This window comes from Paenibacillus sp. 7516 (assembly GCF_002272715.1).
GTDB classification, from domain to species: domain Bacteria; phylum Bacillota; class Bacilli; order Paenibacillales; family Paenibacillaceae; genus Paenibacillus; species Paenibacillus illinoisensis_A.
Genome location: NZ_NPBI01000006.1, coordinates 867,035 through 879,715, shown reverse-complemented (window position 1 = coordinate 879,715; position 12,681 = coordinate 867,035). Strand labels below are relative to the sequence as shown.

Genomic DNA, 12,681 nt, shown 5'->3' with positions numbered 1-12,681 from the left:
TCCCGATGCTGACCGGAGTCCGGATAGTAGTCCTGGGCGGAGATGCGCGGCAGCTTGAAGTCATTCAAAAATGCGCAGAGCTGGATGCCACAGTGAGTGTGGTCGGTTTCGACAAGCTGGAGCGTTCTATTCCGGGGATCGAACATCATGAGCTGGAGGATGAGGTGTTGGCATCTGCGGATGTGCTGGTGCTGCCCGTGGTTGGATGTGATGATCAGGGGAAAGTGAGCACCTCATTCAGTGACTTGCCGATTTTCCTCAAAAAAGAACAGATAGCGGCATTGCCAGAGCATTGTATTGTTTTCACAGGAATGGCAAAGCCATTTTTGCGTGAGTTGTGCGTGGATAACGGCTTGCGGCTTATTGAGGTATTGGATCGTGACGATATTGCGCTCTACAACTCGATACCGACAGCTGAGGGAGCGGTCGCTATGGCGATTCGGGAGACGGACTTCACGATCCACGGGTCGGAATGTATTGTGCTTGGGCTCGGCCGAACAGGATTCACAATGGCGAAAACGCTCCAGGGTCTTGGGGCAAATGTACGGGTGGGAATCAGGCGGGAAGAAGATGCAGCTCGGGCTATCATCATGGGCTGGAAGCCTTTCATGACAACGGATTTGGCCGCTCAAACCGGGGCAGTTGACTTGCTTTTTAATACGATACCGACTATGATAATCACAGCACAAATCCTGTCCAGAATGCCGCAAAAAGCAGTCATTATCGACCTTGCATCCGCTCCTGGCGGCTGCGATTTCAGATATGCTGAAAAACGCGGCATTAAAGCGCTTCTAGCGCCAGGCCTCCCCGGCATTGTTGCTCCCAAAACGGCTGGCGGCATTATTGCCGACGTGTTGATCCGTTTGCTTTTGGAAGAACAAAACGCACGGGAGGTTGAACTATGAACTGGAAGGGTAAAACGGTAGGTTATGCGATTACAGGTTCTCATTGTACGTTTGAAGAGGTTATGCCGGTAATTAGCCGGTTTGTGGCTGAGGGCGCAAATGTCATTCCGATTATTTCCAATTCGGTATTAACAACGGATACACGCTTTGGTACGGCTCAGAACTGGCATAAACAGTTGAAAGATATAACCGGTAATGATATTATTTCTACAATTGTTGAGGCGGAACCGCTCGGGCCAGCCAAATTGCTTGATGTGCTCGTGATTGCTCCCTGCACAGGGAACACCACCAGTAAGCTGGCTAATGCGATGACCGATAGCCCTGTGCTGATGGCAGCCAAAGCCCAGATGCGGAATCAGCGTCCGGTAGTGCTTGCCATCTCCACAAATGATGGTCTGGGACTGAATGCCGCGAACATCGCCAAACTGCTTGTGGCAAAATATATGTACTTTGTACCGTTCGGGCAGGATGATCCGGTGAAGAAACCAAACTCGTTAGTAGCAAAAATGGAGCTTATTCCGGAGGCATGCTGGAGTGCACTGGAAGGTAAACAGTTACAGCCAATGATTGTGGAACGTTCTGCACAGGCTTAATTGTTTATTAACCAAGTTTAACCAATGCTTACGGGTTTGATTTCGCAGTGGAGAAGTTCCAGGATAACGGTTATACGCATGAAGAATTGAACTTGGTTAGGTAGACAAAGAAAATCATGGGGGACGATATGTCGGAAGTTTAACAGCTTTCTGTGTACGCGTTCCTGTCGTTGAAGGGCATTCCTGCTTGCAAGTGAAATGATCGCAAGCGGGATGCGTTCATGAAGATATGCATGTCGTGATCGGTGTACAACCGAGCTTCAGTTTGTGAATTGCTATGAGCAATCTACAGAGGAAAAACGGCATATAATGTCGTAATCATTGCTGAATTTATTGCATCGGAACGCTCCCTGGGTTGATCCATTTGTTGATTTGACCGTGTCCAGTCTTCTTGCGTACACAAATGGAGGAATTAAGATGCGTATCATGGTACAGAAATTTGGAGGCACGTCGCTCTCTACAGTTCAGGCGAGAGAGCACGTGCTCCGTCATATTAAACGTGAACTTGAGGCAGGACTTAGTCTTGTCATTGTTGTGTCCGCTATGGGCCGCCGGGGTGAACCCTATGCTACAGATACACTGCTCGACTGGGCAGCACAAAATGGTAATTCGCTGTCTGCACGTGAAAAGGATTTATTATTGTGCTGCGGTGAAATCATATCAGCTACAACGCTCAGCAGTCTTCTGGAACATGAAAACATCCCCACCACTGTACTGACTGGTGCGCAGGCAGGCTTTGTGACGGACGACAATTTCGGGAATGCCCGGATTTTGGATGTCCGTCCTGTTCGTGTGCTGGAGGAGCTTCAAAAGAATCGTGTTGTTATTGTTACTGGTTTCCAAGGGCAGACAGAGAGCGGGGACTTTACCACTTTAGGTCGTGGGGGTAGTGATACATCAGCGACGGCACTGGGGGCAGCGCTTCATGCGGAGATGGTGGATATCTATACTGATGTAAACGGCATTTTGACTGCCGATCCGCGAATTGTAGAGGATGCACGTCCGTTAACTGTGGTGAGCTATGCGGAGATCTGTAATATGGCGCATCATGGGGCCAAGGTTATTCACCCCCGAGCAGTTGAAATTGCAATGCAATCCCAGATTCCTGTACGCGTGCGTTCCACTTTTGCAGACAGCGAAGGAACCCTCGTTACCCATCCGGAAGGCTTCCAGGATGTGCAGACAGGCATAGTAGATCGTTATGTGACGGGTATTGCTTACGTTAGCAATGTTACCCAAATCACAGTAGATGTACCTGGAGGCGCAGATCGACTGCAGCTGAAAGTCTTCAAAACAATGGCTGAAAATTCGATTAGTGTTGATTTTATTAATGTTACCCCTTCAGGAGTCGTCTATACGGTATTTGACAGTGACTCTGAAAAAGCAATTCAAGTATTGCAAGAGATTGGTCTTAAACCTCAAAGTCTGTCCGGCTGTGCCAAAGTTTCGGTGATCGGCGGTGGAATCAACGGTGTGCCTGGCATCATGGCAAGAATCGTTGAATCGTTAACAATGGCTGACATTCAGATTTTGCAATCGGCAGATTCGAACACAACCATCTGGGTACTTGTAAAAAAAGAAGATATGGTTCAGGCCCTGAGGGCGCTTCATACCTCATTCGAACTTCATCTGTAATTAGAAGCGATCGGAGCCAGACCTGTTTTGAAGGAGGAAATCGAATTGGACTTTGGAAGATTGATTACAGCAATGGTCACTCCGTTCAACGAACAGGGGGAGATTCATTGGGAGGAAACTGCAAGGCTTATAGACTATTTAATTGCAGATCAAAAATCTGAAGCACTTGTGGTGTCCGGTACGACCGGTGAATCTCCTACACTTAGCGACAGTGAGAAGGTGCAGCTTTTTGAGTTTGCAGTAAAGCATGCTGCAGGAAGATGCAAAATCATTGCCGGAACAGGGTCTAACAATACTGCCCATTCGATCCAACTGACTCAAGAAGCTGAACGTGTCGGCGTGGATGGGGTCCTTTTGGTCGTTCCTTATTACAACAAACCAAGCCAGGAAGGCATGTTCCAACATTTTGAAGCCATCGCGAGCTCAACCAAACTGCCTGTGATGCTATATAACGTACCAGGGCGTACCTCAGCCTGCTTGTCTGCGGCCACAACGCTTCGTCTGGCTCAGATACCGAATATCGTGGCTACGAAAGAATGTGCTTCTTTGGAGCATGTGACACTCGTCGCTGCTGGTGCACCCGATCACTTTAAAGTATATACGGGAGACGATGCGTCAGGTTTACCAGCGATCACGGTGGGGGCATACGGCATTGTTAGCGTCGCGAGCCATGTGGTTGGTTCAGAGATGAAGCAGATGATTGATTCCTTTGTCGGCGGAGACACTCAAAAGGCAACGAAATTGCATCAGCGGCTTTTCCCTGTGTTCAAAGGTTTGTTTGAGTGTCCTCAGCCTTTGCCGAACCCGGTTGCAGTGAAATATGCACTGACGTTACGTGGGATGAATGTAGGTTCTGTACGTCTACCACTCATTGCTCCAACCGAAAACGAGCAGGACTTTATCCGTGCCTTGTTTAATGAATAGCAGTCACATGTCTTAAAATTATTAATCTTGGCAACCTATTTTAAACAGACAGGAACCGCTCTTCTGCGAAAGAAGAAGCGGTTCTTTTTTCGCTTTTTTGGGTTGTTACAACCTTGCTGATAAAGGGAAACCTAGGGCTCAACGACAGAGTGACTTGTTTTTTTTGTTTTTAATCATGTATAATGATGTCAAGTGACTGGGTGCGGTATTTTTTTGAAATTGAAAGCGACATCGTTTCGAGATGTGGCTTTGCGGTGAAAAGGGAAGGAACGGCTAAGAAGGAATGATTTCAAATCCAACTTGTTGGTGAAGGGGAATTACTTCGAAGAACTTCTTCCAAATATCGTGAATAAAGGTGTTCTTTTGCATACATGCCTATCTATTGGGTTTGTCATGTGGAGATTACTTTTTTAACTTACAATAAATAAAATAATAAGGTACGACGTCCAACTACCATAGGAGGTTCAGATTCATTTGTCTAAGAAAAATAATAACGATAAACTGATGATTTTTGCACTGGGCGGCGTAGGCGAGATTGGTAAAAATATGTATGTCATCCAATACGCTAACGACATTGTAGTCGTAGATGCTGGCCTTAAATTCCCTGAAGAAGATATGCTTGGAATTGACATTGTCATTCCTGACATTTCGTACTTGACTGAGAACCGTGACAAAGTAAGAGGTATCATTTTGACTCACGGTCACGAAGATCATATCGGTGGATTGCCGTATGTTCTGAAACACCTTAATGTTCCTGTATACGGAACCAAGCTTACACTCGGACTGGTGGAAAACAAGCTGAAAGAAGCCAATTTGCTGGGTGAAACAAAACGCATTCTGATTGATGCTGATTCCGAGATTCAACTTGGATCGGTATTGAAAGCAACATTCTTTGCTACTAACCATAGTATTCCGGATTCCGTTGGTGTATGTGTTGAAACACCAGAAGGTGCTGTAGTTCACACAGGTGACTTCAAATTCGACCACACACCAGTAAATGGTCAATATGCGGATCTTCAACGTATGGCACAGATCGGTACAAATGGCGTACTTGCGCTTTTGTCTGACAGTACCAATGCGGAGAAACCAGGCTTTACGCCTTCTGAGAAAAATGTTGGTATCGTTCTGGAAGATATCTTCCGTAAAGCGAGCCAGCGCGTTGTTGTGGCTACCTTTGCTTCCAACGTACACCGGATTCAACAGGTCATTAATGCAGCAGAAGTGACTGGCCGCAAAGTGGCTGTCATTGGACGCAGCATGGTGAATGTTGTAGGTATTGCTTCGGATCTGGGCTATCTGGATATTCCGGACGGCATGATCATTGAACCTGAAGAAGTAGGTAAAATGGCTGCTGACCGTGTTGTTATCCTCTGCACAGGAAGTCAAGGCGAGCCAATGTCTGCATTGACTCGGATGGCTCGTTCTACTCATCGTAAAGTAGACATTCTTCCTGGAGACACCGTTATTATCGCAGCAACACCGGTACCAGGTAATGAGAAGTATGTGGGCCGTACCATTGATGAATTGTTCCGTCTCGGAGCTAATGTGCATTACAGTGGTGCGAACAGCGGTGTACACGTATCCGGACACGGTAGCCAGGAAGAGCTCAAGCTGATGCTTAACCTGATGAAACCTAAATTCTTCCTACCAATTCACGGGGAGTTCCGTATGCAGCGCCGCCACGCCGTTCTTGCTGAATCTGTAGGTATTGACCCTGATAACATCTTCATCACGGATATCGGTGAAGTAGTTGAGATTCAAGGCGGAGCAGCACGCAAGGCTGGTAAAGTTACTGCAGGCAACGTACTGATCGACGGATTGGGTGTAGGCGATGTAGGTAACATCGTATTGCGTGATCGCAAACTGTTATCCCAAGATGGTATTCTTGTCGTTGTAGTTACCCTGAGCAAACAGGATGGTAAAATTGTATCCGGTCCGGATATCATCTCCCGTGGATTTGTATACGTACGGGAATCCGAAGGATTGCTTGATGAAGCCAACCGTATTGTCAGCAGCACTCTGCAAAAGTTGATGAGTGAGAACGTAAACGAATGGGCTTCACTCAAAACGAATGTAAAAGACGCACTGGGACGCTTCCTGTATGAGCAAACTCGTCGCAGACCGATGATATTGCCAATTATCATGGAAGTTTAAAATACATTAAAATTATATATTCAGGCACACAGTCGCCCCTGATCTACGAGTAATATTGGACGGTTCCTCGTAGATCAGGGGCTTTTTTTGTTTTTTACGGAATGGATTCATGGAGGATGCGAGAGATTTTTGGCAGGTCATTGGGTATAAGTAGACTGGAAAATTCCCCATACTAAGGAATACATTAAAATGGTTATGGGGAAGGGGATTAATATAATGAGTGAGTATATAAATGGCAAACAGACATCCAAGTCCAATCAACCCGAGATTGAGACACCAGGCATGCCTGCCCAAGATGACAAAGGATTGGCTCCGGTTACAGAGGCCATCCAGCAGTTCGGACAGACTCAGTCACCTGCAGGAGAGTCCAATATTTTCTGTATGACGATTATTGGACAGGTTGAAGGTCACTTGATTCTGCCTCCGCAAAACAAAACCACGAAGTATGAGCATATTATCCCGCAACTGGTTGCTGCTGAACAGAATCCCCGGATTGAAGGCATCCTGATCATTCTGAACACCGTGGGAGGAGACGTAGAGGCAGGGTTGGCCATTGCCGAGATGATTGCTTCTCTGAGCAAGCCTACCGTTACCGTTGTTATTGGGGGAGGACACAGCATTGGGGTTCCAATCGCAGTAGCTTCCACCTATTCATTGATTGCCGGAAGTGCAACAATGACGATTCATCCCATCCGGATGAACGGACTGGTCATCGGGGTCCCTCAAACATTCGAGTATATGGAGAAAATGCAGGAACGGGTTGTTCGCTTTGTCACCACGCATTCAAATATTTCGGAGGACATGTTCAAAGAACTCATGTTTAAGACAGGGGAATTGAACCGGGATATCGGTACCGCTGTAGGGAGTGCTGATGCAGTCAAATACGGATTAATGGATGCGGTTGGCGGTATTGGACAAGCCATTGCGCAGCTGAACAAACTTATGGGAGACAAGAGACAGACCCTGCAGGCAGGAGGACTTCCACAATGACCATGTATACTGTAATGCCGCCGGAACATCTCTGGTCGGGGATGTGGAATGAAGGGGAGGATACGCGTGAAGTCAAGATTAACGGTTTATTGATGCAGATCAGACCGGTTAGTGAGAGCGAAGCTGTTATCGTACGTTTGCTTGACTGCCCGCTAGAAGCGTACCTTGATCCCGCCAATATGCCTGGCTCCAAAGTTCCTCTTTCCGGTAACCCGGGACCAACATAACACGACGAAAAAAGACAAATAGGGCAAGAAAAGAACATATGTACGGATTATATTTGTATGGTATAATATTCTTCTGGGGGTGACCTGATTTTGGCCAGAAGAAAAAAGAAGAAGAAAAAAGGCGCTGCGTTCAGCGGCGTTTTAAAATATGAAATCTATGGTATTGTGCTCATTACTCTGGCGGTTATCGCTCTATCTGGAGAAGCAACGGTAGGACGTTCACTATCCAAAATGTTCGGATTAATGCTAGGGAAGTTCTATTTTGCCATTCCGCTGGTTGGGATCTACTACGGATTGATGGTTATGATTCATCGAAGGTGGCCAAGCGGTTGGACTACTCGCAAGACCGGACTTGTTCTTCTGGTGTTTGCGTTAACGTTGATGAGTACCGTATCTGCAATGCATCAGAAGCTTATCCCTGTGGGTGCGCTCGAGCCTGGAGCGGTTATTACACAAGTACATAATGATATGCAGACCGAACTGCTTCAACCGGCCCCAGATGAACATGATTCCATGTTAAATAAGGATATAAGTGGCGGCTACATTGGGGCTGCTCAGTTTGCTCTGTTCCTGTGGTTGTTCGGCAGTCTTGGCGCGCGTTTAATCATGATCGTAATGTTTATTATCAGTTTTATGCTGATTACGAATCTGTCCTACGTTGATCTGGTGCGTATATTCAGAACCAAAGTATGGGATGCCGGCAGTTCGATCTACAAAAAGCTGGAGTCCAGACCATCAGCACGATCTGCTGCAACATCCTCGGGAAAAAAAGGTGGAGCAGCACGTAAAGTGGTTCCTATTCCGGCAGATATCGAAGAAGATGAAGAGGATGATTTGGAAGAGATGCATCTTCCCAAACGTAAAGCACCCATTTTCTTTCAATTGTTTGGTAAGTGGGGTGCGGATCGGGAGACAACCAAATCAGACCGAGAGATGGAGCAAGAGCAGCCACCGGCAGCAGAGCAAGTGTTATATCGCGCTGAGCCGGACCATTTCGCAGAATCATGGAATGAAGAGCCATCATTTGTCTCAGATGTTCCAGCCTCTGCTGGAAGGACTGCTGCACCGAAAACCAGTTCAGCTCCGATTATTCGTGATTTCTTCGAACACGTCAGATCCGAGGATCATGTGAAGGATGACGATTTGGACGATGCGTACCCGTTTCCTGAGGACATTTCAGACTCCAGTCAGGATGACGACATTCCGATCAAAATTAGTGATGAACTGGTAGATGGAGCGGATTGGCCTGTAAACGAGGCGGGTGCTGATGACCTGAGTGAGATGGAGAACAGCCCGGAAGGACAATCTGGTGGGTTAAATGATTCATCTTCGGTGATGGACAGTGAAGGTGTTGAGGGGCAGGAGATGGAGCCTGTTAAACCGCCTCCACCACCTCCGAAGCCATATAAACTCCCTTCGTTCCGCCTGCTTGCTAAGCCTAATAACGGCGGTAAGGGTGGGGATCAAAAAGATTATATGCAAACTGCCCGGAAGCTTGAAGCCACACTGGAAAGCTTCGGTGTGCGGGCGAAAGTGCTTGAAGTTGTTAGAGGACCAGCAGTTACACGTTATGAGATTCAGCCGGATATAGGTGTAAAAGTTAGCCGAATTGTAAGTTTGACTGATGATATTGCACTGGCCTTAGCGGCCAAGGATATTCGGATGGAAGCACCGATTCCGGGTAAATCAGCGATCGGTATTGAAGTGCCTAACGGTGAAGTTTCCGTTGTAACGATGCGTGAGGTTATGGAAACATCCACGTTTCAGGATGCAGAATCCAAAGTGACTATTGCATTTGGACGGGATATTTCTGGTCAGACCATCATCGGCAACCTTGCTCGTATGCCCCATTTGCTTGTTGCAGGTGCTACGGGTTCTGGTAAATCGGTATGTATTAACGGGATTATCACAAGTATTTTGTACAAAGCGAAACCGGATGAAGTTAAATTTCTGATGGTCGATCCGAAAATGGTTGAGCTTAATGTATACAATGGCATTCCTCATCTGATGGCTCCGGTAGTTACGGATCCCAAGAGAGCCTCGCTGGCCCTCAAAAAGATAGTGGTCGAGATGGAGAAAAGGTATGAGCTGTTCTCCAAATCGGGTACACGGAACGTCGAAGGTTATAACAATCTGATGAAGGATAACCCGGCAGCCGTGTTGCCATACATCGTTGTTATTGTGGACGAGCTTGCGGATCTGATGATGGTTGCAGCCGGGGATGTGGAAGATGCCATTGCCCGTCTTGCGCAAATGGCGCGTGCAGCCGGAATCCATCTCATCATCGCCACGCAGCGGCCTTCCGTAGATGTCATTACAGGTGTAATCAAAGCCAATATCCCTTCCCGGATCGCATTCGGTGTGTCTTCACAGGTGGACTCCAGGACGATCTTAGATATGGGTGGAGCAGAGAAACTGCTAGGTCGCGGCGATATGCTGTTCATGCCTATGGGGGCCTCCAAGCCTGTACGGGTGCAGGGAGCTTTCATGAGTGATGAAGAAGTTGAGAATATTGTTAATTATGTGCGTGGACAAGGCGAAGCCCAGTACGATGAATCGATTGTTCCTGAAGTCGATGACTCCGTTCAAGCGGCAGATGAAGTACAGGATGAACTGTACGAGCAGGCTGTGCAAATTATATTGGAAGCGAAGCAAGCTTCCGTATCCTTGCTTCAGCGGCGCATGCGTGTGGGTTATACTCGTGCTGCACGTCTGATCGACTCAATGGAGGCTCGTGGCGTTATTGGCCCGTATGAGGGCAGTAAGCCTAGGGAGGTTCTAATTTCGCTGGAACAATATCAACAAAACAAAATAAGTTCTTAAGTACCACTAAGAATTGTATCTATGCAAGCCCCTGACAATAAGTTGGGGGCTTTTTTGTTGTTCATGGTCGTTGAGGTTTTGCCATGTTGTCCAATGATCGGATGATTTGGTGCATAGGAAGCAAGCAGGCTTGTCATAATAACGTTAGCGATTCTGTTAATCCCACAAGAGAAAGGTAGAGCACAGTCGATGCGAAAAATGAACATATGGCTTTTCACTGCGATCTTGCTGATGTCTGCATTGGGAATTCGTTATTTGCTCCCTGACCATTCGGCAACCCAAGAATCCAAACCAAATACTTCCCAGGTGGAAGAGAAATCGCTGCCCACCTTCAGCAGCAACACCGTGCAATATGGAAGTTATGGGCAGGATGTATACGAGCTACAAGGCAGACTGAAGTACTTAGGTTTTTACAATGGTAAAATCGATAGTAACTTTGGCAGCAGCACGCTAAAATCCGTAAAGTGGTTTCAATCTGAATTCGGTATGAAAGCGGATGGCGTGGTTGGCGCTAAAACTAAACTGAGATTGTACAATGCAACTAAACAATGGTCCCCGACCGAGCCTCCACTGCACAAGGAATCGTCAGGCCAGGGTACGGACAAAACCGATAATGCAAACAAAGAGCAGGACAACATGGGTTCCGCCAATTCCATGGGCTTATCGGAGAATGAAATTAAGATTATGGCCAATGCGGTATATGGCGAATCCCGGGGAGAACCCTTTGAAGGTCAGGTTGCTGTAGCAGCAGTCATATTGAACCGCGTTAAATCACCGAGTTTTCCAAATACACCATCCGGCGTCATTTTCCAGCCTGGTGCATTTACCGCTGTAGCTGACGGGCAGATCTATCTGGAACCCAATGCTCAAGCCCGTAAAGCGGTTGAGCAGGCTATGAATGGCTGGGACCCATCTGGCGGCTGTCTGTATTACTTCAATCCCAAGACGGCTACTTCCAAGTGGATCTGGACCCGTCCTCAGGTGAAAACAATCGGTCAGCATATCTTTTGTATGTGATGATGTTGGAAGCAACCAGAAGACGCGTCTTCGGTTGCTTCTTGCCTTTTGCATGGGTTAAAATGGTTGTTGCACTTGAGAGTTACTGAAATATTGCCTAACAAATGACGCCGTAAAGGGGTTTTGACATTTGAATACATCAGGATTTGAACGGGGCAGTCAAAAGGAGTTTCGTATCCATGTATTGCCCACTAAACGTTTCAAGACTTTTGCCATCTCGTTGTATGCAGGAGTCCCGCTGCAAGAAGAAACGGTCACCAAAGTAGCGCTTACGCCATTTGTGCTTCGTCGTGGAACCCAGTCTTATCCTGAAACAACGGAGTTTCGTGAACAGTTGGAGCATTTGTATGGAGCTGGATTTGGTTTTGACGTATACAAGCGTGGAGACTATCAGATTGTACAGTTCCGGATGGACACGATTAATGATTCCTTTGTAGGTGGGGATGAGCAGCTTTTGGACCGCTCCTTTGCATTTTTGGGAGAGGTACTTACTCGTCCGGCTATGGAAGATGGGCATTTCAGGAAGGCCTATGTGCATTCAGAACGTGAGACCGTCCGCAAACAGCTGGAGTCTGTTGTTAATGATAAAATGCGTTATGCGGCAGAGCGCTGTATCGAGGAAATGTGTAAAAATGAGCCGTACCGCTTGCATCCGTTAGGGAAACGTCAGGATCTGCCGGGAATCGAACCCGATGTGTTAACGACCACTTATCAGACGTGGCTGCAGCAGGCCAGCATGGATCTGTATGTCGTAGGCGACACGACGCTTGAAGAAGTGGAGAGTCTAGTTCAAAAACATTTTGATCTGAATCGTACCCATTCCTCAAACTATGTGACAAACCAGGCCGTCCGCGGTGACAAAGAAGTGGAGACGGTTGTTGAACGACTAAATGTTAATCAAGGTAAACTAAATATGGGACTTCGCACGTCCATTACGTATGGTGAGCCGCAGTATGCAGCAGCATTAATGTACAACGGCATTCTTGGAGGATATCCGCATTCCAAATTGTTCGTTAATGTTCGTGAAAAGGAGAGTCTGGCGTACTATGCTTCCTCCCGGTATGACGGACATAAAGGAATCGCAACGATTCAATCCGGAATTGAAATTCCTAATTATGAAAAAGCCGTAACGATCATCAAGCAGCAGTTAGATGAAATGAAAAATGGAAATATTAGTGATCTGGAAATGTCCCAGACCAAAGCGATGATCCGCAATTTGCTCAAAGAAATGCAGGATTCGGCTTTTGAGATGATTGCGTATGACTTTAATCGTCAGTTATCGGGCAAGGAGCGAACCGCTGACGAGCTGCTCGCTCAGGTTGAGCAAATCAGCAAAGAAAACGTTCGTGAGGCGGCAGAGCAATTCCGTCTGGACACGATCTACTTCTTGCGGGATGAGAAGGGGGAATAATT

The 12,681-nt window shown here is 47.0% G+C and carries 10 protein-coding genes; all 10 read left to right on the top strand.

The features are described from left to right. Positions 1-5: 5 nt before the first annotated feature. The 10 genes from dpsA to yfmF all read left to right on the top strand — a co-directional run bounded on the left by dpsA (position 6) and on the right by yfmF (position 12,679). Positions 6-905, top strand: coding sequence for a dipicolinate synthase subunit DpsA (gene dpsA / locus CHI14_RS07285; RefSeq protein WP_095287712.1), 900 nt, complete (start codon positions 6-8; stop codon positions 903-905). Further along, on the top strand, positions 902-1,498 hold the full coding sequence (locus CHI14_RS07280; protein ID WP_095287711.1) for a dipicolinate synthase subunit B: 597 nt from the start codon (positions 902-904) through the stop codon (positions 1,496-1,498). The genes dpsA and CHI14_RS07280 overlap by 4 nt, the downstream gene beginning before the upstream one ends. Before the next feature lie 417 nt (positions 1,499-1,915). Continuing rightward, entirely contained in the window at positions 1,916-3,133 is a 1,218-nt protein-coding gene (dapG, locus tag CHI14_RS07275) for an aspartate kinase (protein WP_095287710.1), read from the top strand. 45 nt (positions 3,134-3,178) lie between these two features. Further along, positions 3,179-4,057, top strand: coding sequence for a 4-hydroxy-tetrahydrodipicolinate synthase (dapA, locus tag CHI14_RS07270; protein WP_095287709.1), 879 nt, complete (start codon positions 3,179-3,181; stop codon positions 4,055-4,057). A 474-nt stretch (positions 4,058-4,531) separates the two neighbouring features. Beyond that, complete coding sequence (locus CHI14_RS07265) at positions 4,532-6,211, top strand: ribonuclease J (RefSeq protein ID WP_095287708.1); 1,680 nt, start codon at positions 4,532-4,534, stop codon at positions 6,209-6,211. Positions 6,212-6,493: 282 nt separating this feature from the next. After that, complete coding sequence (locus CHI14_RS07260; RefSeq protein WP_141236647.1) at positions 6,494-7,201, top strand: ClpP family protease; 708 nt, start codon at positions 6,494-6,496, stop codon at positions 7,199-7,201. Continuing rightward, positions 7,198-7,428: a YlzJ-like family protein gene (locus CHI14_RS07255; protein WP_095287706.1), complete on the top strand. Its 231-nt coding sequence runs from the start codon at positions 7,198-7,200 to the stop codon at positions 7,426-7,428. Before CHI14_RS07260 ends, CHI14_RS07255 begins: the two co-directional genes overlap by 4 nt. Positions 7,429-7,518: 90 nt before the next feature. Continuing rightward, positions 7,519-10,251, top strand: coding sequence for an FtsK/SpoIIIE family DNA translocase (locus CHI14_RS07250; RefSeq protein ID WP_095287705.1), 2,733 nt, complete (start codon positions 7,519-7,521; stop codon positions 10,249-10,251). A 189-nt stretch (positions 10,252-10,440) separates the two neighbouring features. Beyond that, positions 10,441-11,268, top strand: coding sequence for a spore cortex-lytic enzyme (sleB, locus tag CHI14_RS07245; RefSeq protein WP_095287704.1), 828 nt, complete (start codon positions 10,441-10,443; stop codon positions 11,266-11,268). Positions 11,269-11,398: 130 nt separating this feature from the next. Then, entirely contained in the window at positions 11,399-12,679 is a 1,281-nt protein-coding gene (yfmF, locus tag CHI14_RS07240; RefSeq protein ID WP_095287703.1) for an EF-P 5-aminopentanol modification-associated protein YfmF, read from the top strand. Positions 12,680-12,681: the final 2 nt, after the last annotated feature.

Coding starts and splice junctions, on each gene's coding strand:
- dpsA (WP_095287712.1), top strand. CDS start 6: ATGCTGACCGGAGTCCGGATAGTAGTCCTGGGCGGAGATGCGCGGCAG.
- CHI14_RS07280 (WP_095287711.1), top strand. CDS start 902: ATGAACTGGAAGGGTAAAACGGTAGGTTATGCGATTACAGGTTCTCAT.
- dapG (WP_095287710.1), top strand. CDS start 1,916: ATGCGTATCATGGTACAGAAATTTGGAGGCACGTCGCTCTCTACAGTT.
- CHI14_RS07260 (WP_141236647.1), top strand. CDS start 6,494: ATGCCTGCCCAAGATGACAAAGGATTGGCTCCGGTTACAGAGGCCATC.
- CHI14_RS07255 (WP_095287706.1), top strand. CDS start 7,198: ATGACCATGTATACTGTAATGCCGCCGGAACATCTCTGGTCGGGGATG.
- sleB (WP_095287704.1), top strand. CDS start 10,441: ATGCGAAAAATGAACATATGGCTTTTCACTGCGATCTTGCTGATGTCT.